We start from the raw sequence: 18,332 nt of genomic DNA, 5'->3' as shown, positions 1-18,332 counted from the left end.
GGGCCCCGCCGCCCGCTTGCCCGCCCGGATCAGAAAACGAACCCTACGCCGGCATTGGCGCCGCCCTGGCCGCGAGTGTTGTAGGTGGCGCCCGCCTTGACCACGACCTTGCCGCCGGGCGTCGCTTTCGAGACGCCGAAGGCCACCGCGCTTTCGCCCTGCCAGGTGCTGACGCCCATGCCGAACATGCCCATGCCGGGGCCGAAGGCCTGGGGCATCGCGGTCAGCGCCATCGCGGCGGCGGTGCCGCCCTCCGCATCGCGGCGGACGCGACCGAGATCGAAGGAAAGAACCGAGATGCGTGCATCGGTATAGGCGTTCGACACACCGACCGCCTGGTTCAAGCCGTTGTTGAGCTGACCGAGATTGACCGCATCGGTCGACGAGACGCCCGCAGCGACATTGGTGATCTGGCGCTCGCCTCCGGCGAAACCGACCGACACGCTGTTCGCGCGGTCGGCGACCGATGACGTGCCCAGCGCGACGCTGTTGGTCGCGAGCGCCGAGGCGTTGGTGCCGATCGCCGCGCCGTTGGCGCCCGACGCCACGGCACCAGCGCCGACGGCAATCGCATTGGTTCCGGTCGCCGACGCGTGGGGATTGCCGGCGGTGTTGTTGACCTGAACATATGCGCTGCCGCCGACCTGGATATTGGCAACCTGGGTCTGGAGATTGGAAATGTTGGTGGTGTTGGTCGCGACCTGCTGGCCCACGGCATGGAGCTGCGCGCCGGTGACCGCATCCGACGAATCGGCGGTAACGTCGCCATATGCCAGGTTGGTGATCTTCGTCCCCGACGCCCCGGCCAGCGTGATCGCATCCTTCGCCGCGCCGTCATAGGTGACGGCCTGATCGTTCGCCGCCGCGATCGCATCGACGCGGCCATTGACGTTGGCCAGGCTGTCGCCGAGCCCGCTCAATGCCGAACCGACATTGTCATAGGTCTGGCTGGTCGCATTGCCATTGGCGTCGATGCCGGCGATCGCATAGCTGGGCGCGCTGACCGATCCGTCGGCACTGGCGGTGGCACCGCCGCCGAGATGGGTGGCGACGCTGCCGGCGAGATTGGTCACCCGCCCGTCGACCTGTCCGACCGCCTGATTGGTGGCATGGAGCTGCGCGCCGTTGACCGCATCGCTCGAACCGGCACCGACCGTGCCCGCCGCGACATTGGTGACGCGGGTTCCGCCCGCGCCGCCGAGCGTCAGGCTGGTGCGGCTGTTATCGTCATATTGCACGGCGAGCGCGCCGATCTGGCCGACGGTGGTGCTGAGCGAAGCCACGGCCTGGTTGGTCGCGAACAGCTGCGATCCGTTGACCGCATCGCTGCTGTCGGCGGCAAGCGTGCCCGCCGAGACACCGGTGATGCGCTGGCTGGCCCCGCCGCGCGTCGCATTATAGGCATTGGCGACGGGATCGAACATCAGCGCATTGCCCTGAAGCGCCGTGACGCTGTTCGCCACGGTGTCGAGCTGCGCGACATTGACCGCGTCATTGTCGTCGACGCCCGCCGCGACATTGTGGATCGTCGTCCCACCCGCGCCGAGCAGGCTCAGCGACGTCCGCGACTTGTCGTCATAGGCCACCGCCAGCGCGTCGACCGAGCCGATCTTGCTGTTGAGCAGCGCGATATTGGTCGTGTTGATATCGACCTGTTGATTGGTCGCGAACAACTGCGCGCCGTTGACCGCATCGTCGCTTGCCGCATTGAGCGTGCCCGCCGCGACATTGGTGAGCTTCGTCGCCGCACCGCCGCGCGCCGCGTCGTAAGCGGCAAGCTTGGTGTTGAACAGCAGGGCATCGTCCTGCAGCGCGCCCATATCGATCGTCAGATTGGCGATGTTGGTGGTGTTGGTCGCCACCTGATTGCCGAGATTGGTGATCGCGGTCGTATTGTTCGCGATATTGGTGGTGTTGGTCGAAACCTGGCTGTTGGTCGCGAACAATTGCGATCCGTTGACCGCGTCGGTGCTCGACGCGGTGAGCGCGCCCGCCGCCACATTGGCGATCCGGGTCGGCGCGCCGCCGCGCTGCGCATCATAGGCGCTGATGCCGGCGTTGAACTGCAGCGCGTCGCTCGACAGGCCGGCGGTTGCCGCCTTCAACTGCGCGACATTGACCGCATCGTCATTCTCGACACCCGCCGCGACATTGCCGATCGTCGTCCCGCCAGCACCGAGCAGGGTCAGCCCCGTCCGAGACTTGTCGTCATAGGTCACCGCCAGCGCGTCGATCGTGCCCATCTTGCTGTTGATCAAAGCGATGTTGGTGGTGTTGATATCGACCTGGGTGTTGGTCGCGAAGAGCTGCGATCCATTGACCGCGTCGGTCGAGGCGGCGCTGAGCGTGCCCGCGGTCACGCTGGTCAGCCGGGTGCCGCCCGCCCCCTTGAAGGTCACGACATCCATGCCCGCGCCGTCATATTGGACCGCGCGCGCATTCAAGGCGTCGAGTTCGATGTCGATATTGGAGATCGCGGTGGTGTTGCCCGCGATATTGGTCGTGTTGGTCGAAACCTGGCTGTTCGTCGCGAAGAGTTGCGCGCCGTTGACCGCATCGGTGCTCGACACGCCAAGCGCACCGGCCGCGACATTCGCGATCTTCGTCGGCGTGCCCGAGCGCGCGGCGTCATAGGCCCCAAGTTTCGAATTATACTGGAGCGCGTCGCTCTGCAGCGCATTCACCTCCACATCGAGATTGGCGATATTGGTGGTGTTGGTGCCGAGTTGCTGATTGGTCGCGAACAGCTGCGATCCGTTGACCGCATCGGTCGACAGAGCGTCGAGCGTGCCTGCCGCCACGCTGGTCAGCCGGGTGCCGCCCGCGCCCTTGAAAGTCACGACGTCCATGCCGGCGCCATCATATTTGACGGCAAGCGCGCTCAGGGCGTCGAGCTCGATATCGATATTGGAGATCGCGGTGGTGTTGCCCGCGATATTGGTCGTGTTGGTCGAAACCTGATTATTGGTCGCGAACAATTGCGATCCGTTGACCGCATCAGTGCTCGACACGCCGAGCGCGCCGGCCGCGACATTGGCGATACCGGTGGGCGTGCCCGCACGCGCGGCATCATAAGTGCCGATCTTCGAATTATATAGAAGCGCGTCGTCCTGGAGCGTGCCGACCTGGATATCGAGATTGTTGATGCTGGTGGTGTTGGTCGAGACCTGCGTGTTGGTCGCGAACAATTGCGCGCCATTGACCGCATCGTCGCTCGCCGCGCTCAAAGTGCCGGCGGCAACATTGGTGATCTTCGTCGGCGCACCCGCGCGTTCCGCGTCATAGGCGCTGACCCCGGCGTTGAACTGAAGCGCGTCGCCGAGCGCGCCCGCCGTCGCGGCCTTGAGCTGTGCGACATTGACCGCATCGGTATCGGCCGCGCCGGCGGCCACGCCGGTCAGGCGCCGATCGCCGATATTGACTTCGGCCGCCGCGGTGCCGCCGACAAGATAAGCCTGGTCGCCCAGCGTCGCCCCCGTCGCGGTCGAGCCCATGCCCAGCGCGACGCTCGATCCGAGATGAGTGACGCTGGCGCCCTGGCCGATCGCGATCGCGCCGACCGCGCCCGCGCTGGTGCTCGCCTTGTTGCCGATCGCGATAGCGGTCAGGTCGCCAGCGCTTGCGGTCTGGCCGGTGGCACCAAGGCCGGTGATGAGATTGCCGCCGAACGCGATGCCCGCCGGCGTATCGAGCGAGAAGGAATCGGCGGTCGTCTGGCAATTGGGATTGGTCAGCAGGTCGACCGCCTTGCCGTCGGTGCCGATCGCCAGGAGGTTGATCGGTCCCCCCTTCGACGCATTGCTGAGCGAGGTGGACAGACCGAGATTGACGAGGCCCAGGGTAAGCAGGCTGAGCGTGTTTTCGACCTTGCCGATTACGGGGGTGAGCACATCGCCCGCAATATCGGTGACGACGGATCGTGGCAGGCTGACCCCGGAACAGGCGCTGACCACCGAAGTCTGGGCCGCAGCCTGCCCCGCGCCGCCGCCGATCAGTGCGATCGCGGTCGCGATCTTCAGGCTGCTGACCAGTCGATTACGTTCCGACCCTGGCATGGCCATATGAACTTGCCCGTTCGCGCAGGACATATCGTCGGCCGAATAGACAATTTTCTTCACGTTGCTCACGGACCCCACTCCTTCGAACACGTGTCGATCTTCCTCCTTCGTCGTATATGAGAGGTTAATTCACTTCTGAACTTTCAGCGGATGTTGCTACAATTACACACCATTTTGACTTGTTTTATGAACTTGACCGAAAATGGGTTAATACATGAATGGCGGAAATATGCGGTCCATCTTTATTTGGAACGCGACTTCGTAACCATCTCGACCCCATTCGACCATTTCGATCGGCCGTATAATTCGATCGATTGCTGGAAAATCGCCATCGGCATCCTGACCGACTCGGCATGGGGCAAGCCCGTTCGTCCATGAACGCGGGCGTGCGGGCGCATACCAACCTGCGATAAGCGACTCTTGTCGGCCGCTGGTGTCAGAGGTGCTTCCCCATCGGGCATTCAGCCGATAAGGCCGATCCGCCATGATCCTCGTCATCGACAATTACGACAGCTTCACCTGGAACCTCGTCCATTATCTGATGGAACTCGGGGCGCCGGTGGAAGTGGTGCGCAACGACGCGATCTCCGCCGGGCAGGCTTTGTCCTCCGGCGCCGACGCCTTCCTGATCTCGCCGGGGCCGTGCACGCCCAATGAAGCGGGGATTTCGCTCGAGCTGGTCGCCGCCTGCGCCGACGCAGGCAAGCCGCTGCTCGGCGTCTGCCTGGGCCATCAGGCGATCGGCCAGCATTTCGGCGGTCAGGTGGTGCGCGCGACCGAGCTGATGCACGGCAAGACCTCGCCGGTGACGCATGACGGCAGCGGTGTCTTCGCCGACATCCCCTCCCCCTTCACCGCGACGCGCTATCACTCGCTGATCGTGCCGGAAGACGGGCTGCCCGAAGCGCTGAGGGTCAATGCGCGCGCGCCCGACGGCACGGTGATGGGTTTCCGCCACGCGACATTGCCGATCCACGGCGTCCAGTTCCATCCCGAAAGCATCGCCACCGAGCATGGCCACACGCTGCTCGCCAATTTCATGGCATTGGCCGGGCTCGAGGTAAAAGCGCGCGCATGACCACGATCCTCCGCCTTCCCGATCCCCGCGACATCTTCGACGAGGCGACCGCGGCCCAGGCCTTTTCCGACCTGCTCGACCAGCGCGTCTCCGACCAGGCCATCGCCGATTTCCTGATCGCGCTGACCGAACGCGGCGAGACCAGCATCGAGATCGCGGCGGCCGCGCAGGCGCTGCGCGACCGCATGATCGCGATCGATGCGCCCGCGGGCGCGATCGACGTGTGCGGCACGGGCGGCGACGGCCATCACAGCCTGAACGTCTCGACCGCAGTCGCGATCGTGATCGCAGCATGCGGCGTGCCCGTCGCCAAGCACGGCAATCGCGCGGCATCGAGCAAGGCGGGCGCCGCCGACACGCTGGAAGCGCTGGGCCTCGACCTGGCACGGGTCAGCGAGACCGCGGAAGAGACGCTGAACGAGATCGGCATCTGCTTCCTGTTCGCGGTCAACCATCATCCCGCGCTCAAGCGCATCCACCCGATCCGCAAGGCGATCGGCCGGCGGACGATCTTCAACCTGATGGGGCCGCTCGCCAATCCAGCGCGCGTCACCCGCCAGCTCATCGGCATCGCCCGGCCCGATTATGTGCCGATCTACGGCACCGCGCTGGCACGGCTCGGCGCCGACGCCGCGCTCGTCGTCTCGGGCGAGGAAGGGCTGGACGAAGTGTCGGGCGCCGGCCCCAGCCGCGTCTTCCGCATCGGCGACGTGACGGTGGGTGACGTAATCACCCCCGAGGATGCCGGATTGCCGCGCGCGCCGACCAGCGCGATCCGCGGCGGCGATGTCGCTTATAATGCAGCGGCGCTACGCCGGCTTCTCCAGGGAGAGATCGGCCCCTATCGCGATGCCGTGCTGCTCAACGCCGCCGTGGCGCTGGTGATCGCCGGCCGCGCGGCGACCCTGCGCGAAGGCGCCGAGGAGGCGGCGGAAGTGCTCGACAATGGTCTTGCCAACGCGCTGCTCGATTGCTGGATCGCCTTTCGATGAACAAGCTGACCGAAATCTGCGACACCAAGCGCGACCATGTCGCCCGCCGCAAGGCCGAGGCCAGCCTGTCGGATATCGAAGCGCGCGCCGCCGCGCAGACGCCGCCGCGCGGTTTTCGGGCGGCGCTCGACGCCAAGGCCCGGAATGGTCATGCGCTGATCGCCGAGATCAAGAAGGCCAGCCCGTCAAAAGGCCTGATCCGCGCCGATTTCGATCCACCGGCCCATGCCCGGGCCTATGAAGCGGCAGGCGCGGCCTGTCTTTCCGTGCTCACCGACGTTCCCTATTTCCAGGGCGACGACAGCTATCTGGCGGCCGCGCGCGATGCGGCCTCGATCCCGTGCCTGCGCAAGGATTTCCTCGTCGATCCCTGGCAGGTCGCGGAATCCCGTGCCTTGGGCGCCGATGCGATCCTGATCATCGTCGCCGCGCTCGACGACGGGCAAATGGCCGAGATCGAGGCCGAGGCGATCCGGCTGGGCATGGACGCGCTGGTCGAGGTGCACGATGCCGACGAGCTCGATCGCGCGCTCGCGCTGCGGTCGCGGCTGATCGGCGTCAACAATCGCGACCTGCGCGACTTCACCGTCGATTTCGCACGCACCTATGAACTGATCGGTCGTGCGCCCGAAGGCTGCACCTTCGTCGCGGAGAGCGGGCTGACCTCCAGCGCCGATCTCGATGCGATGGCGGATCACGGCGTCCATTGCTTCCTGGTCGGCGAAGCGCTGATGCGCGAGGCCGATGTCGAGGCGGCAACCCGCCGGTTGCTCGGCGCGGCATGAGCCGGCTCACCCATCTCGACGCCGAGGGCGCGGCACATATGGTCGACGTGTCGGACAAGGCCGTCACCACGCGCGAAGCGGTGGCCAAGGGCCGGATCTCGATGTCGGCCAACGCCGCCGCCGCGATCCGCGACGGATCGGCGAAGAAGGGCGATGTGCTTGCGGTCTCGCGGGTGGCGGGGATCATGGGTGCGAAGCGGACCAGCGACCTGATCCCGCTCTGCCACCCGCTGCCGATATCCTCGGTTTCGATCGATCTGGCGCCCGATGCCAGCGGGGTGAATGCCACTGCTACCGTGCGAACGACGGGGCAGACCGGTGTCGAGATGGAAGCGCTGACCGCGGTCTCGATCGCGCTGCTGACGATCTACGACATGGTCAAGGCGGTCGATAAATCGATGGAGATCGGCCCGGTCCGGCTGGTTTCGAAGACCGGCGGCAAATCGGGCGATTACAAGGCGTGAGAGCGATCGCGGACCGCCAGGCCCCGTTCGGGCTGAGCCTGTCGAAGCCCCGCCTCTCCTTTTACAGGCTCAGCCCGAACAATGTGGGTGGCGGCTCATGAGCACCCTCCTCCCCGTCGCCGATGCGCAGACGCGATTGCTCGCGCTGGCCACACCGCTTCCGGCCGAAACGCTACCGCTGGGCGAAGCCGCAGGCCGTTATCTCGCCGAGGATTGCACGGCGACGCGCGGCCAGCCCGCCGCCGACCTTTCGGCGATGGACGGCTATGCCATCGCCTTCGCCGACATACCCGGCCCATGGCGCGTGACCGGGGAAAGCGTGCCCGGCACGCTGCCCGACGGCGCGATCGCGGGCGGCGAGGCGATGCGCATCTTCACCGGCGCCCCCCTCCCCGCCGGCGCGGACACGATCCTGATCCAGGAAGAGGCGGCGCGCGACGGCGACACGCTGATATTGACGGGCGAAGGCCCACGCCGACATGGCCAGCATGTGCGCGCCGCCAACAGCGATTTCGCACGGGGCCAGCGCCTCGTCGCACACGGCGCGCTGCTGACGGCGGCACGGATCGGGCTGGCCGCGATGGGCGGATATGGTCGGCTGAGCGTCGGACGGCGGCCGCGCGTCGCCCTGATCTCGACGGGCGACGAGTTGGTGCTCCCCGGCGAGCCGGTCTCTGGCGTACAGCTTCCCGCATCGAACGCGATCATGCTGCGCGCGATGCTGGAGCCCAACGGCGCGATCGTCGACGATCGCGGGATCGTGCGCGACGATTTCGACACATTGGCCGCCGCCTTCGATGCCGCGCGCGGTGCCGATATCATCGTGACCTCGGGCGGCGCGTCGGTGGGCGATCACGATCTGGTGCGCCCCGTGCTCGACGCGATCGGCGGGACGCTCGATTTCTGGAAGATCGCGATGAAGCCGGGCAAACCGCTGCTCGCCGGCAAGCTTGGCGACGCGATCATAGTCGGGCTGCCCGGCAATCCGGTTTCGACCTTCGTCACCGCGACATTGTTCCTGCTGCCGCTGGTGCGCGCGCTGCAGGGCGCAGCCGATCCGTTGCCGCCCACCCATCGCGTCAGGCTGGGCGCGCCATTGCCGGCATGCGGCGGCCGCGCCGAATATCTGCGCGGCCTGTGGGCCAATGGCGAAGTGATCCAGGCGACCGAACAGGACAGCGCGGCGATGGTCTCGCTCGCCTCCGCCAACGCGCTGATCGTCCGTGCGGCGGGCGCTCCTGCAGCGGATGCCGGAGAAATGGCGGAAATCTTGGCAATAAGTTGAGAGCCCGATTCACGCTTTCGGAAGCAGCGCTTTGCGCTTCCACCTCAACCGATCAGGCTCCGGCTTGACGCGCCCTCCGATGTTTCCTACACGTTCTTCGTTCGTTCCATCGGAGAACATGCGATGCTCACGCGCAAGCAACATGAATTGATCTGCTTCATCAGCGACAGGCTGGAGGAAACCGGCGTGTCCCCCTCGTTCGAGGAGATGAAGGAGGCGCTCGATCTCAAATCGAAATCGGGGGTTCATCGGCTGATCAGCGCGCTCGAGGAACGCGGCTTCATCCGTCGCCTGCCCAACCGCGCCCGCGCGCTGGAAGTGCTGAAGCAGCCCGAGCGTGCGGCCGCCAAGCCCGTGAAGAAGCAGACAGCGCCCGCCGCACCGCGCCATATACCGATCGCCGCCAACGACGTGCTGGAGATTCCGCTGCACGGCCGCATCGCCGCGGGCATGCCGATCGAGGCGCTGGAGGGCCAGAGCATGCTCTCCGTCCCCGCCGCGCTGCTCGGCTCCGGCGACCATTATGCGCTCGAGGTTTCGGGCGATTCGATGGTCGAAGCGGGGATTCTCGACGGCGATTACGCGCTGATCCGCCGCACCGACGTGGCGCGCGACGGCGAGATCGTCGTCGCTCTGGTCGACGAAAGCGAAGCGACGCTCAAATATTTCCGCCGCGAAGGCGCGATGGTTCGGCTCGACCCCGCCAATCGCGCTTATGACCCGCAGCGTTACCGGCCCGACCAGATCCGGGTCCAGGGCAAGCTGGCTGGGCTGTTGCGGCGCTATTGAGGGGTACTGACTTCGACCACATCGTCATTGCGAGAAGCGAAGCGACGAAGCAATCCAGTGGTTGATGCATCCCTGGATTGGTTGGCCTGCGGCCGCCTTCGGCCCGCTCCGCTCGCAATGACGGACGTTGAATGCCGCCATTTTCCCGATGACACCTATGACGGATTGGGCCGAAACGCCGGCATCGCCGCCGCCGGTCTTGGCGGATCGGCCCAGGGGTGATCGTCCGCCGCGCGCTTGACCGTCTCGATCCGGCCGGCGGCGAGATCGATGGTCAATCCGCCCGTCTTCGCCAGCAAAGCGCGATCCGCCTTGATCCAGCGCGGCGCGCACCAGTCGGGCAGCCAGCGCTCGCTGACCACGATATCGGCGTCACGGCAGGCTTTGCGCAATTCGCCGGGATCGACGAAATAGGTGCTGCGCGTGGCGAGCAGCCGCCAGCGCTTGGTGCCCCGGATCAGTTCGATCGTGCAGGCGTCGCGGCTGCATTGCGCCCCGCGCACGGCGTCGAGATCGGCCAGTTCACCCTCGAACCCCGCGCTTTCGGCGAGCATGTCGCGGACATAGTCGCCTGCGCGTGGCCGCAGCAGCGCATAGCCACCATCGACACGGACGGCGAGATGGCGGCCGTCGCCCGTCACCAGCAGGTCGGGCGGCTGGGTGGACAGTGCCCAGAGCGCGCCGACCACCACCGGCGCCAGCCCCAGCCATCGTGCGCCCGTGCGCCACAAGGCGATCCACAGCCCGCCTGCAACAATCAGCGCGAAAGCGGCATCGGGAACGACCGGCATCGCCGCAACCGCGCCGGGCATCGCGGCGACGCTGTGCGCGATCCACAGCAGCAGCGACAATGCCTGACCGGCAACCCACCATAAGGGCGCACCGAGCCCCACCATGTCGAGCAGCAATGCGGCCGCCTCCACCGGCATGACGATGAAGGTGGTCAATGGGATCGCGACGATATTGGCAAGCGCGCCATAAAGCCCCGCCTTGTGGAAATGGTGGATCGCGATCGGCGCCAGCGCGATTTCCACCAGCAGGCCGGTGAGCAGCAGCCCGAGCAGGATACGCCCCGTGCCCATCATCCAGCCTTCCTCGCGGCGCGCCAGCAAGGCCTTGATCCGCCGATGCTCGACCAGCGCCATGATCGCGGTGACCGCGGCGAAGCTGAGCTGGAAACTCGGCCCGACCAGCGATTCAGGCCAGAGCAGCAGGACGAAGGTCGCTCCCGCCGCGACCAGCCGTAGCGTGATCGCGTCGCGCCCGATCGCGATGCCGATCAGCACCAGGATCGCAGCCACGCACGAGCGGATCGTCGGCACCTCCGCCCCGGTCAGCAGCGTGTAACCGATTGCCGCCACCGCGCCGCCACCCGCCGCAATCAGCATCAGCGGCAGACGCAACGCCAGCCATGGGCTGAGCGCGAGCAGGCGCAGCAACAGCAGCATCGTCGCGCCGACCAGCGCGGTGACGTGCAGCCCGCTGATCGACAACAGATGCGACAGGCCGGCACGGCGCATCGCCTCGGCATCCTCCTCCGGAATCGCCCCTTGATCCCCGGTCGCCAGTGCCGCGGCGATCGCCCCCTCCCCACCGGCGAGTCGCGCCTGGATATGCGCGGACAGGCGCTGACGGGTATCGGCAAGCACGGGCGCCGCGCCGGCCTGGACAATGGTGACGGGGCCGAGCGAGCGTCCGGTCGCACCGATGCCCTGGAACCAGGCAAGCCGCGCGAAATCATAGGCGCCGGGCACGGCGGCCTCGGGCGGCGGCATCAGCCGCGCGCGTAGCGCGATCGTCGCCCCCGCACGCAGCCCGTCATGCGCATCCTCCTCGCGGACATTGACGCGCACGCGTTCGGGCAGCGCGGGCGCGTCGCGCGGCTCGAGCAGCAGCCGCACGAGTCCACGCGCGGGCAGCATGTCCACTTCGGTGATTCGCGCCTGGAAACTGACCACCGCCGGTCGCGCCAGCACCGGCGCCGCAACGCGTTCGGCGCGCCACCAGATCAGCATCATGCCGATCGCGGCAAGCAGCCCGAACCAGCCCAGCGCCCGGCCGAGCCATGTGCCCAGCCCCAATGCCGCGCCGCCGAGCGCACATGACAGCGCCAGCAGCAGGAAAGCGGCCCAATGGCCGGCCGGCATCAGGACGAACCAGGCGGCAACGCCTGCGCCGAGCCCAATCGGCACCCAGAGCGCAAGCTGGTCGCGCTCGGCCTCCAGCCAGGTCTCGATCCGCTCGCGCACGGCGAGAGGCGCCGCATGCATGTTATTTTGCAGCTGCGAAGAAGCCATGCTAGGGGCGTCGCCGGTCGATCTGGCCATCGTACGATAGTGGAGAACCCGCGCGTGGGCGCAAGCCAAGAAACCCGTCCTGTCGTCACGCGCTTTGCCCCGTCCCCGACGGGATTCCTGCATATCGGCGGCGCGCGCACCGCGCTGTTCAACTGGCTGTTCGCCCGCCACAATGGCGGAAAATTCCTTCTCCGCATCGAGGATACCGATCGCGCGCGCTCGACCGAGCCGGCGATCGAGGCGATTCTCGACGGCATGCGCTGGCTGGGACTCGACTGGGACGGCGATACCGTGTTCCAGTTCGCACGCGCCGCGCGCCATGCCGAAGTCGCCAATGCGATGCTCGAATCGGGCCATGCCTATCGCTGCTACGCCACGCAGGAAGAGCTTGCGGAGCTGCGCGAGCAGCAGCGCGCGGCCAAGCTGCCGATGCGCTATGACGGCCGCTGGCGCGACCGCGATCCCGCCGACGCCCCCGAAGGCGCGCCCTTCGTCATCCGGCTGAAGGCCGAGCGCGAGGGCGAATCGGTGATCGAGGATCGCGTGCAGGGCCGCGTCGTCGTGCGCAATGCCGAGCTGGACGACATGATCCTGCTGCGGTCGGACGGCACGCCCACCTATATGCTCGCGGTCGTCGTCGACGATCAGGATATGGGCGTCACCCATGTCATCCGCGGCGACGATCACCTCAACAACGCATTCCGCCAGCTCGGCATCGTGCGTGCCATGGGCTGGCCCGAACCCATCTATGCGCATGTCCCGCTGATCCACGGCGCCGACGGCGCCAAGCTGTCCAAGCGCCACGGCGCGCTGGGCGTCGACGCCTATCGCGACGAGATGGGGCTGCTGCCCGAGGCAGTGTGCAATTATCTGCTGCGTCTCGGCTGGGGCCATGGCGACGACGAGATCATCAGCCGCGAACAGGCGGTGGAGTGGTTCGACCTGGCCGGAGTCGGCCGGTCGCCGTCGCGCTTCGACTTCAAGAAACTCGAAAATCTGAACGCACATTATATCCGCGAGGCCGATGATGCGCGCCTGGCGTCGCTGGTGAAGCCGCGCGTCGAGACCCGGCTGGGCAGCACGATCGACGCCGCCGGTGAAACCCTGCTGGCGGCCGCGATGGCCGCGCTCAAACCGCGTGCGAAGACCCTCGACGAACTTGCGGAAGGCGCATTGTTCCTGTTCGAGACCCGCCCGCTTTCACTCGACGAAAAGGCAGCAACCCTGCTAGAGGGCGACGCGACCGCGCTGCTCGAAAAGACAGGCGGTGCGCTACAGGGGGTGAGCGACTGGACCGTGCCCGCGCTTGAAGAAGCGGTGCGGCTGGTTGCCGAGGATGCAGGAATCGGTTTGGGCAAGATTGCCCAGCCCTTGCGGGCCGCGCTCACAGGACGCGCGACCTCGCCGGGAATATTCGATGTGCTGGCGCTGCTGGGCCGCGAGGAATCGCTTGGCCGCATCGGCGACCGGATCAAGCAGGCCGCATAGGCAGGAAGGACGACTATGACCGGAAACGCGAAGCTGGTGGCCGGAGGCCAGGATCACGACTATCCGGTGCTTGCCGGTTCGGTCGGCCCCGATGTGATCGATATCCGAAAGCTTTACGGCCAGACGGGCATGTTCACCTATGATCCGGGCTTCACCTCGACCGCGAGCTGCGAATCCGGCCTGACCTATATCGACGGCGACCAGGGCATATTGCTCCATCGCGGCTATCCGATCGACCAGCTCGCCGAGCAGTCGAACTTCATGGAAGTCAGCTATCTGCTGCTCAACGGCGAACTGCCGAGCAAGGCCGAACTCGAGAAGTTCAGCTACACCATCACGCGCCACACCATGCTGCACGAGCAGCTGGCGACCTTCTATCGCGGTTTCCGCCGCGATGCGCACCCGATGGCGATCATGTGCGGCGTCGTCGGCGCGCTTTCCGCCTTCTACCACGACTCGACCGACATCACCGACCCGCGCCAGCGCATGATCGCCAGCCACCGGCTGATCGCGAAGATGCCGACGATCGCGGCGATGGCGTATAAATATTCGGTCGGGCAGCCCTTCCTCTATCCCGACAACAAGCTGTCCTACACCGGCAATTTCCTGCGCATGACCTTTGGCGTGCCAGCGGAGGAATATGTGGTGGATCCCGTCGTCGAGGCGGCGATGGACAAGATCTTCATCCTCCATGCCGACCACGAGCAGAATGCATCGACCTCGACCGTCCGGCTGGCCGGCTCGTCGGGCGCCAATCCCTTCGCCTGCATCGCGGCCGGCATCGCCTGCCTGTGGGGCCCGGCGCATGGCGGCGCCAACGAAGCGGCGCTCAACATGCTGCGCGAGATCGGCCATCCCGATCGTATCCCCGAATATATCGCGCGCGCGAAGAACAAGGACGATCCGTTCCGCCTGATGGGCTTCGGCCACCGCGTGTACAAGAATTACGATCCGCGCGCGAAAGTGATGCAGAAGACCGCGAACGAGGTGCTCGACAAGCTGGGCGTCACCGATCCGATCTTCGACGTCGCCCGCGAACTGGAGCAGATCGCGCTCAAGGACGATTATTTCGTCTCGAAGAAGCTTTATCCCAACGTCGATTTCTATTCGGGCGTGATCCTGTCGGCGATCGGTTTCCCGACGACGATGTTCACCGTGCTCTTCGCGCTCGCCCGCACCGTCGGCTGGGTCGCGCAGTGGAACGAGATGATCTCCGATCCCGAGCAGAAGATCGGCCGTCCGCGCCAGCTCTATACCGGCCCGACCCAGCGCGATTACGTACCCGTCGGCGATCGCTGAACTCGGCCGAAGCGGTAGGGCTCCCGGCGAAAACCAGGGGCCCCACCGTCATTCCAGCGAAAGCTGGAATGACGGGGTAGAAAGCGCGCTCAGCCCACCGGCAATGTGAGCGTGAAGCGCGCGCCCTGACCAGGTGCGCTGTCGACGCTGATTTCGCCGCCCATCGCGCGCGCGAGACGGCGCGCAATGTAGAGACCCAAGCCGCTGCCGCCCGGTTCACCGGGATCGACGCGCTCGAACTTCTCGAAAATGCGTTCATGATCCTCGGCATCGATGCCCTTGCCCTGATCCGCGATCACCACCACCGCGCGATCCGCCGCCTGCTCGGCGCGGATCCACACCATCGCGCCGTCGGGCGAATAGCGCACGGCATTGCCGATCAGATTGACCAGGATCTGGAGGATGCGCTTGAAATCGCCGCGCGCGGCAAGGCTTTCGTCATCTGCCGGCCGATCGATCCGGACATCGCGATCGGATGCGCGCACCGCAAGCAGCCCGGCGGCGCGGCGGGCGACATCGGCGAGATCGATCGCTTCGGCATCGACATGGAAATCGCTGCGCTCGATCGCCTGGAGGTCGACGAGATCGTCGACGAGCGCGAGCAGATGGCGACCCGCGGTCGCGATGTCGCCGGCATATTCGGCATAGTCGCGCCTGAGTGGCCCTTCGTTGCGCGCACTGATGCTGTCGGCGCGCGCAATGATGCGTGCCAGCGGCTCACGCAGCGCGCGGTCGAGCCGTTCGCCAAAGGCATCGGCGACGATCTGCGGTTCTTCCGGACTGGCCGGTGCGACGCGATGCCAGGCGGCATTGCCCCGGAATCCGACGAAACGCCCCGCCCCGTCATGAATCGGCACCGCACTCAGCCGGACGCGCCCATTGCCGTTGCGCAACTCCGCGTCCTGACAGTCGAGCCGCCCCTGCGCCGCAAGCGCCGCGAGCAGCGGCAGATTGCCGTTCTCATCTTCGATCAGCTTGACCAGCTGGGTGACGGGCTGGCCGATCATGCGGCTCGCCGGGCCGCCGATCGCATCCTCGGCCGCGGCGGAGAGCGCGACGATCTTGAGCGCCTCGTCGGTTTCCCAGAGCCAATCCGCCGATGCCCGCAGAAAATCGGTTTCGCGGTCGATGTCGCGTGCGGCGACCGCGGGCAAAGCCGGCCGCGGGCTCCAGCCGCCGATGGTCAGGCGGACCTCGTTCCCGTCGGGCTGGGCGCGGACCCACAGATCGATGTCATTCTCACCATCGGCCGCGATCACAGCGCGCGAGATCAAGATGCCCAACCGGTGCGCAAGCCGCGCCAGCGCCGCGATCTGCGGGACCGCGATCGCACCGCCCGCTTCACCACCCGCGCGCATTTGCAGGCCGAGCAGCGGCGGATCGGCCTCGATCAGCCGCCCGCTGCGATCGACGCGGCCATGGACCGGTTGCGCGTTCATGCCGCCCACCCGTCGCCGCGCTCGGCAAGCCCGGCGGCCAACGCCGCGATCGCGGTGCGATATCCGCTATCCACCTGCCAGGGCTGGATCAGTTCGAGCGCACGGACGCGGGTCAGGCTGTCATAGGCCGCCATCTGTTCGACCACCTCCGCATCGTCGGCGCACAATGTCAGCGCGATCGCGCCCGCCGCAGCGCGCCCGACGTCGAGCGCCCGAAGCAGCACAATCAATCTTTCGCCGAAGGGCGGCAGCGCCATGCCGCGCGCGGCTTCGAAATCGAGGCCGCCGCGCACGGCCAGTCCGGCGACGAACAGCGACAGGCGCCCTTCCTCGCACGCGGTCTGGAGCAGCGCATCGTCGAGCCGGCCGCGCTCGGCAAGCGCATAGCCGAGTTGCATCGCCGCCGATTCGAGCGTCTCACCCTCGTCATGTCCCGACAGGCTGGCCCCCGCCGCATCCATCAGCGCGGCGTCGGCCACGCCATGATCGGCACCATGCTGGCGCGTCAGATATTCGCGAAGCGCGGCGGCCACCCACCAGACCAGGCGATATTGCATGTCGGCGGGCAGATCGGTGCGCGCGAGCACCGGTTCCTCGAACAGGAAATGGCGGCGGCTCTCGGCGATCAGCATCGCCATCGCCGCCGCCGACACGGTTTCGTCGGGGTCGACGAGCAGCGCCTCGACCAGCCGGCCATTCTCTCCGTCGCGGCGCAAAGTGGCCGACAGACGCTGTTCCTCGACGCGTGCGAGCAGCAGCGAGACGAGTTCGACATCATGGAGCGCGCGGGCGCGCTGGAGCAGCGGCAATGCGATCGCCACGCGCGCGCTGCCGAGCGCGGCGAGGATTTCCGGTGTGAAGCGCGCGGCGTGCGAGGTGATCAGGCGCTGGCGCAGATCATGTTCGATCGCGCCGACCAGCCGGACGATGAAGCGTTTGACGGTGACGCGCTGATAATCGGTGAGCCGCATGCTTTCGGGCAGGAACAGGTCGACGAGCACGGCGAGCCGCTTGCGCCCGCCCTGCGCACCGCGCGCGGCATCGGCCAGCAAGCGGCCGGCACCGACGGGGGAAACCGCGGTTCCATCATCGTCCTCGGCGATCATGCTGCCTGCGTTACGGCAACATAGTTAAATTGGTGCTAAACCGGATCGACCCGAAAATCATCGTCCGGCCCCGCCATGCCGCGCTGTCCCAATGCCAGCAATATGCCCGCGAGCAGCGTGGATGCGGCAAGCCCGCCGACCGGCATGTCGAGGAGCGCGAACACGAACAGCGGCGCCGCGAGCAGCGACGGTTCGACGGGGTCGCGCCCGGTCAGCCGGGTCTGATCCCATAACAGGCCGGTCAACCCGATCGTGCCGAGCGCAAGCGGCCAGACGCCCCAGCCGGTGCCGATGCCGTCCAGCCCCCAGGCCAGCACGATCAGCGCGAGCGCGAACAGTCCCGCCTGTGCCCAGCGCCACAGTTTCTCGGGACCGGACGCGCGCAGGCCGGCCGCGTCGAGCCGCCGCGGGATCATGCCCAAAGGCCCCGACACGGTGAGCAGGAAAGCGCCAAGCCCGATCCACTGATAGGAAAAGGCGGGAAGCGCGGCGGCGGCGAGCGCAAGCGATGCGCCGCGCAGCCAGCCCGGCCGGACGGCGCGATCGAGCAGGAAGCCGCTGAGCCGCTGGCTCAGCGGCGCGGGCAACAGCCGGCCGACGCCGCTGCCGAGCAACGCGATCTCCGCCGCGCGCGCCTGCGGGCCGCTTTCGACCAGCCAGACCGACGCCGCGCCGGTCTCGATGCGTGGTGCCTGCGCCTGGACGATCCGGCGCAGCAACGTTGATTGCAGATCCCAATCGCCGAGCATGGCCGCGGTCTTGCGCAGCATCGTGCCGTCGATCAGCGCGATCCCGGCCCAGCGCGACCCCGCGTCGATCCGTTCGTGACGCAAGGTCGTGCCGCTGTCGGGCACGGTGAAGATGCTGGGCGAGCGCGCCTGCGCGGCACGCTTGAGCTGATCCTGACGCACGACGACACCGTCGCCGATCAGCAGCAATTGCTCGTCGGGATGGATACGGTCGGCGGCATCCGCCACGGTGCGCGCCAGTTCGACATCGAGCCCGTCGCGTTTGAGCCGGTCGATGCCCGCGACCAGCGCTGCAGGCACACGCTCGACCAGGATGACGATATGGCGGGCGCCCGCCGCCGCCGCCTGGCGCGCCTGATATTCGATCAGACTCTGACCGAGAAACGGCAAGGCCGCACGCGGCGTCGCGCCGTCGTCGAGCGCGGCGCATCCAATGATGAGGCTGGCAAGCGCCACGATCGTCCCCTGGACCCCCGAACAAGAGGGCAGGCGATAGGCGTTTA

13 protein-coding genes are annotated in these 18,332 nt (G+C 66.9%); 8 read left to right on the top strand and 5 right to left on the bottom strand.

Going from position 1 to position 18,332, the window contains the following annotated elements; all coding sequences use genetic code 11:
* Positions 1–29: 29 nt before the first annotated feature.
* Positions 30–4,061: a YadA-like family protein gene (locus AC3WN8_RS10005; RefSeq protein WP_492669261.1), complete on the bottom strand. Its 4,032-nt coding sequence runs from the start codon at positions 4,059–4,061 to the stop codon at positions 30–32.
* 481 nt (positions 4,062–4,542) lie between these two features.
* On the opposite strand from AC3WN8_RS10005, the gene AC3WN8_RS10000 reads away from it, so the two are divergent.
* The 6 genes from AC3WN8_RS10000 (at position 4,543) to lexA (ending at position 9,451) form a co-directional block, all read left to right on the top strand.
* Positions 4,543–5,136 carry an anthranilate synthase component II gene (locus AC3WN8_RS10000; protein ID WP_492669260.1) on the top strand — a complete coding sequence of 198 codons (594 nt, stop codon included), beginning with the start codon at positions 4,543–4,545 and terminating at the stop codon, positions 5,134–5,136.
* Positions 5,133–6,128: an anthranilate phosphoribosyltransferase gene (gene trpD / locus AC3WN8_RS09995; RefSeq protein ID WP_492669259.1), complete on the top strand. Its 996-nt coding sequence runs from the start codon at positions 5,133–5,135 to the stop codon at positions 6,126–6,128. Before AC3WN8_RS10000 ends, trpD begins: the two co-directional genes overlap by 4 nt.
* Positions 6,125–6,913, top strand: coding sequence for an indole-3-glycerol phosphate synthase TrpC (trpC, locus tag AC3WN8_RS09990; RefSeq protein ID WP_492669258.1), 789 nt, complete (start codon positions 6,125–6,127; stop codon positions 6,911–6,913). Before trpD ends, trpC begins: the two co-directional genes overlap by 4 nt.
* Complete coding sequence (moaC, locus tag AC3WN8_RS09985) at positions 6,910–7,377, top strand: cyclic pyranopterin monophosphate synthase MoaC (RefSeq protein ID WP_492669257.1); 468 nt, start codon at positions 6,910–6,912, stop codon at positions 7,375–7,377. The genes trpC and moaC overlap by 4 nt, the downstream gene beginning before the upstream one ends.
* Positions 7,378–7,474: 97 nt before the next feature.
* Positions 7,475–8,662, top strand: coding sequence for a molybdopterin molybdotransferase MoeA (locus tag AC3WN8_RS09980; RefSeq protein WP_492669256.1), 1,188 nt, complete (start codon positions 7,475–7,477; stop codon positions 8,660–8,662).
* Between the two features lie 123 nt (positions 8,663–8,785).
* The gene (lexA, locus tag AC3WN8_RS09975) at positions 8,786–9,451 is read left to right on the top strand and encodes a transcriptional repressor LexA (RefSeq protein ID WP_492669255.1); all 666 of its coding nucleotides are present in this window, start codon (positions 8,786–8,788) and stop codon (positions 9,449–9,451) included.
* A gap of 155 nt (positions 9,452–9,606) precedes the next feature.
* Here lexA and AC3WN8_RS09970 read toward each other — a convergent pair whose 3' ends face one another.
* Complete coding sequence (locus AC3WN8_RS09970; protein ID WP_492669254.1) at positions 9,607–11,721, bottom strand: ComEC/Rec2 family competence protein; 2,115 nt, start codon at positions 11,719–11,721, stop codon at positions 9,607–9,609.
* A gap of 81 nt (positions 11,722–11,802) precedes the next feature.
* Between AC3WN8_RS09970 and gltX the strand changes: the two genes are divergently transcribed.
* Positions 11,803–13,236 carry a glutamate--tRNA ligase gene (gene gltX, locus AC3WN8_RS09965; protein ID WP_492669253.1) on the top strand — a complete coding sequence of 478 codons (1,434 nt, stop codon included), beginning with the start codon at positions 11,803–11,805 and terminating at the stop codon, positions 13,234–13,236.
* A 15-nt stretch (positions 13,237–13,251) separates the two neighbouring features.
* On the top strand, positions 13,252–14,535 hold the full coding sequence (locus AC3WN8_RS09960) for a citrate synthase (protein WP_492669252.1): 1,284 nt from the start codon (positions 13,252–13,254) through the stop codon (positions 14,533–14,535).
* A gap of 89 nt (positions 14,536–14,624) precedes the next feature.
* On the opposite strand, the gene AC3WN8_RS09955 is transcribed toward AC3WN8_RS09960, so the two are convergent.
* Genes AC3WN8_RS09955 through AC3WN8_RS09945 form a run of 3 tightly spaced genes read right to left on the bottom strand, consistent with a single transcriptional unit; the run spans position 14,625 to position 18,285 of the window.
* The gene (locus AC3WN8_RS09955; protein WP_492669251.1) at positions 14,625–15,974 is read right to left on the bottom strand and encodes a sensor histidine kinase; all 1,350 of its coding nucleotides are present in this window, start codon (positions 15,972–15,974) and stop codon (positions 14,625–14,627) included.
* The gene (locus AC3WN8_RS09950) at positions 15,971–17,080 is read right to left on the bottom strand and encodes a DUF2336 domain-containing protein (protein ID WP_492669250.1); all 1,110 of its coding nucleotides are present in this window, start codon (positions 17,078–17,080) and stop codon (positions 15,971–15,973) included. Before AC3WN8_RS09950 ends, AC3WN8_RS09955 begins: the two co-directional genes overlap by 4 nt.
* Before the next feature lie 35 nt (positions 17,081–17,115).
* The gene (locus tag AC3WN8_RS09945) at positions 17,116–18,285 is read right to left on the bottom strand and encodes a hypothetical protein (protein WP_492669249.1); all 1,170 of its coding nucleotides are present in this window, start codon (positions 18,283–18,285) and stop codon (positions 17,116–17,118) included.
* Between the last annotated feature and the right edge of the window lie 47 nt (positions 18,286–18,332).

This window comes from Sphingobium sp. FW305-3-2-15-F-TSA7, assembly GCF_058787155.1.
The sequence above is the reverse complement of the archived record's forward strand: the minus strand, read 5'-3'. Positions and strand labels throughout refer to the sequence as shown.

What these genes read in the sequence shown, in the direction of transcription:
- AC3WN8_RS10005 (WP_492669261.1), bottom strand. Translation starts at nt 4,061, where the DNA reads ATGGCCATGCCAGGGTCGGAACGTAATCGACTGGTCAGCAGCCTGAAG.
- AC3WN8_RS10000 (WP_492669260.1), top strand. Translation starts at nt 4,543, where the DNA reads ATGATCCTCGTCATCGACAATTACGACAGCTTCACCTGGAACCTCGTC.
- trpD (WP_492669259.1), top strand. Translation starts at nt 5,133, where the DNA reads ATGACCACGATCCTCCGCCTTCCCGATCCCCGCGACATCTTCGACGAG.
- trpC (WP_492669258.1), top strand. Translation starts at nt 6,125, where the DNA reads ATGAACAAGCTGACCGAAATCTGCGACACCAAGCGCGACCATGTCGCC.
- moaC (WP_492669257.1), top strand. Translation starts at nt 6,910, where the DNA reads ATGAGCCGGCTCACCCATCTCGACGCCGAGGGCGCGGCACATATGGTC.
- AC3WN8_RS09980 (WP_492669256.1), top strand. Translation starts at nt 7,475, where the DNA reads ATGAGCACCCTCCTCCCCGTCGCCGATGCGCAGACGCGATTGCTCGCG.
- lexA (WP_492669255.1), top strand. Translation starts at nt 8,786, where the DNA reads ATGCTCACGCGCAAGCAACATGAATTGATCTGCTTCATCAGCGACAGG.
- AC3WN8_RS09970 (WP_492669254.1), bottom strand. Translation starts at nt 11,721, where the DNA reads ATGCATGCGGCGCCTCTCGCCGTGCGCGAGCGGATCGAGACCTGGCTG.
- AC3WN8_RS09960 (WP_492669252.1), top strand. Translation starts at nt 13,252, where the DNA reads ATGACCGGAAACGCGAAGCTGGTGGCCGGAGGCCAGGATCACGACTAT.
- AC3WN8_RS09955 (WP_492669251.1), bottom strand. Translation starts at nt 15,974, where the DNA reads ATGAACGCGCAACCGGTCCATGGCCGCGTCGATCGCAGCGGGCGGCTG.
- AC3WN8_RS09950 (WP_492669250.1), bottom strand. Translation starts at nt 17,080, where the DNA reads ATGATCGCCGAGGACGATGATGGAACCGCGGTTTCCCCCGTCGGTGCC.